The organism is Xenorhabdus griffiniae, from assembly GCF_001028135.1.
Classification (GTDB): Bacteria; Pseudomonadota; Gammaproteobacteria; order Enterobacterales; family Enterobacteriaceae; genus Xenorhabdus; species Xenorhabdus bakwenae.
Genome location: NZ_LDNM01000063.1, coordinates 1 through 2,597 on the forward strand (window position 1 = coordinate 1; position 2,597 = coordinate 2,597).

Consider the following 2,597-nt stretch of genomic DNA (forward strand, 5'->3'; position numbering starts at 1 on the left):
GTTGGTGAATGGTGAGTACAAGCCGTTTATAAGGTATGAGTGGCAACCATGACGAGAAGCGGCCTAGAATCGACACAGAGCAAATATCCCCTTGTCATGAAATCTACGGGTGATCTAATAGCAAAACGCCTCAGAGTGCACTCTGAGGCGTTTCTATCACATAAACCTGTAAGGGCATCCACGGAAGAATTGAAAACCCGCCTTTTGAATTTAAACCGTCAATGAGTTGGAAAAAAATTCAAAAAAAATCACAGTAAGATCGGGTAAAAAACCGGGTCAAAGAGGGGACAAGATGTGTTTTGTAGCACCGCCTGCACGCAGTCGTTGTTACAAAACTCTTGGTCAGGGCAAAGCCCCGACACCCAGCAAGACTATTTTTTGACGAGATTAAAAGTGAAAAACACCGGAAGGAATGAATTTTAGATGTCCGTTAGGACATGGAAGGCGGCTCACTAAAAGTCACTGGGATAGCCGTTTTTAATCCGCCGATACAAGGGGGGATTCCATCAGGGAACGCGATCCCCTTCATCCCTGCAAAGCTGTTTTTTAGCAATCTGCTTGCGACGCGAAAGTCAGACGGTCGAAGACAAAAGAACCCTCTCGATATAAGACAGGCGTTGACTGACTGTCGGTTTTAGAAAGATAAATCTTCCAAATTTTAAATAGTGTAATTAATTTAAATTAATTTAAATGAAGTCTTATTTATCTGAATTAAAAAAACGAAATGTAATATTTTTTAACAAACAAACTTATAAAGTTATTTAAACTACAAATAAAAAAGATGATAAATTATATAAATCAAAGTGATTAGTTTTTTATTTTTTCGGAAAAAAGGAGTTTTAAATGGCTTGGATTTATCATCAGTACTCAGGCGAGTTATATCATGACGATAAATTAGTTTACCGTGACGGATATAGCGGAAAGGGAATACATAAAAATAACCCTGCCTCAGAATCTATACGTGGGAAAGGACCAATCCCCAGAGGGCAATATACGATTGGAGGTTATACCAGTAGTAAAGGTGCAATGACCATTCATTTAGAGCCGCGTGAGGGTAACAATATGTACGGAAGAGATCTTTTTAGAATACATGGCGATAGCACAAAAAATCCTGGCGAAGCATCGGAGGGTTGTATAATTGTTGGAAAAAGTGCGAGAAGAGAAATAGTTGACTCTATGGACAGAGAGTTAATAGTGAAATAGATCATGAAAAAAAATATTTTATTTGCAATGTTATTTATTCCTACTATTGCTTTTTCTTCAACAAAAGATGATACCGAAAAAGCTTTAGATTATTGTGCAACTACTCAGTCTTGGGCTGCGCAAATTGTTATAACCAATTCTTATCGAAGAAATAATCAATTCGATAGAATGAAAGCAACCTCTTCTCTACTAGAACGAACTAGATTAGTAAAAAAAGGTAAGCCAATTATTCTTAAAGAATCTGGCCAGTTATATACACAAACATTAGAAATAACCATTCCGTATATTGATAAAAACAAAAAACCTGCTGTTTTTATTGCTTCATCAATTATTTCAGCAGAAGAATGCTCATTATCTGAGGTAGCCTATTTTGATATAACTCCTGAAATCGATTGAGAGGCGGCGTCACTTGGATTTTTTACCAAGTGACGCCATTAAAAAAACGGCCATGAACCTTGTTCGACCTGCTTTCCTAAGACATCGTACTCAGTGAAACCACTTAAAAAATTGGATATGTAATACTGTACATTTGTCTAGATTCGAGATTTAGGCCTTACCGCCCTGAATGACACTGAGACCGTTTTTAAGGGCTTTTTTGTGATTACTCACTGTTCCTTTCCAACCGAATTGCGGATTTAACCTGTAGGTCTTGCTACGTCCGATTTTAGGGCCTTCGAGTATTATTCCAAATTCAATTAGATTTTTTATAGCTCTACTTACGCTAGCTTTATTCATTTTAAGTGATTCGCATATATCAACTTGGGCTATTTGGATGTAGTTTTCATAATCTAGATCGGCTAACAGTATCATTAGAACCTTTGTTTGTTCGTGATTAAGCTCTGTTGCAATGATTTTTAGTGCTGCTTGGTTCATGGTGAAGTGCCTCTCAAATGAAGATTTTTGTTTAGGGCGAATTACAGCTACAAATCCACCAATATCTTCTCCCGTTTCTAGGTCAATTTGGGTTATTCGTTTCATTGAAATTATCCGAAATAGTTAGCGCATGAGCTAACAATGTTAGCGCATGAGCTAACTATTGTCAAAAACTTTCCGCTTGTAGCAAGGGCTGCGAGAGATCCCCTTCTGTATCTTATTAGTCTTTGGCGCCTATTTTCATCAAATAAGCGCGGATTAAAAACGGCTTTTAGTCGGGATCTGAGTGGCCGAGTTCCTATGTCCGTTCAGGTGATATTACGCTTCCTCGATGGTTAGTTCGCTACGCTCAAACCATCTTGCGGCGAGCGTTGCTGGTAATCCTGCGGTGATTTTTTTGGGTTTTTGATTTTTAGCTTTACCAATGAAAAATGTTTGTGAAAAAGCTATCCAGGGCGGAATTGCTTTGTCTGGGAACGTCCGATCATTTGTTCCGATGCCGAGCCGACCGATGGTTATAC

General features: G+C 38.4%; 4 protein-coding genes. 2 read left to right on the plus strand and 2 right to left on the minus strand.

What is annotated here, in order from left to right; translation table 11 throughout:
* Positions 1-843 precede the first annotated feature (843 nt).
* On the plus strand, positions 844-1,203 hold the full coding sequence (locus tag AAY47_RS13370; RefSeq protein WP_047770644.1) for a tlde1 domain-containing protein: 360 nt from the start codon (positions 844-846) through the stop codon (positions 1,201-1,203).
* Between the two features lie 3 nt (positions 1,204-1,206).
* Positions 1,207-1,599 (plus strand): hypothetical protein, encoded by a 393-nt coding sequence (locus AAY47_RS13375; RefSeq protein ID WP_047770645.1) that lies wholly within the window; start codon positions 1,207-1,209, stop codon positions 1,597-1,599.
* 150 nt (positions 1,600-1,749) lie between these two features.
* Here AAY47_RS13375 and AAY47_RS13380 read toward each other — a convergent pair whose 3' ends face one another.
* Both AAY47_RS13380 and AAY47_RS22015 read right to left on the minus strand, forming a co-directional pair.
* Positions 1,750-2,181 carry a helix-turn-helix domain-containing protein gene (locus tag AAY47_RS13380; protein ID WP_047770646.1) on the minus strand — a complete coding sequence of 144 codons (432 nt, stop codon included), beginning with the start codon at positions 2,179-2,181 and terminating at the stop codon, positions 1,750-1,752.
* A 213-nt stretch (positions 2,182-2,394) separates the two neighbouring features.
* A partial coding sequence (locus tag AAY47_RS22015; RefSeq protein ID WP_047770647.1) for a hypothetical protein occupies positions 2,395-2,597 on the minus strand: 203 nt, incomplete at its 5' end.

Excerpts from the sequence above, each read along its gene's own strand:
- AAY47_RS13370 (WP_047770644.1), top strand. The coding sequence starts at position 844 with ATGGCTTGGATTTATCATCAGTACTCAGGCGAGTTATATCATGACGAT.
- AAY47_RS13380 (WP_047770646.1), bottom strand. The coding sequence starts at position 2,181 with ATGAAACGAATAACCCAAATTGACCTAGAAACGGGAGAAGATATTGGT.
- AAY47_RS13375 (WP_047770645.1), top strand. The coding sequence starts at position 1,207 with ATGAAAAAAAATATTTTATTTGCAATGTTATTTATTCCTACTATTGCT.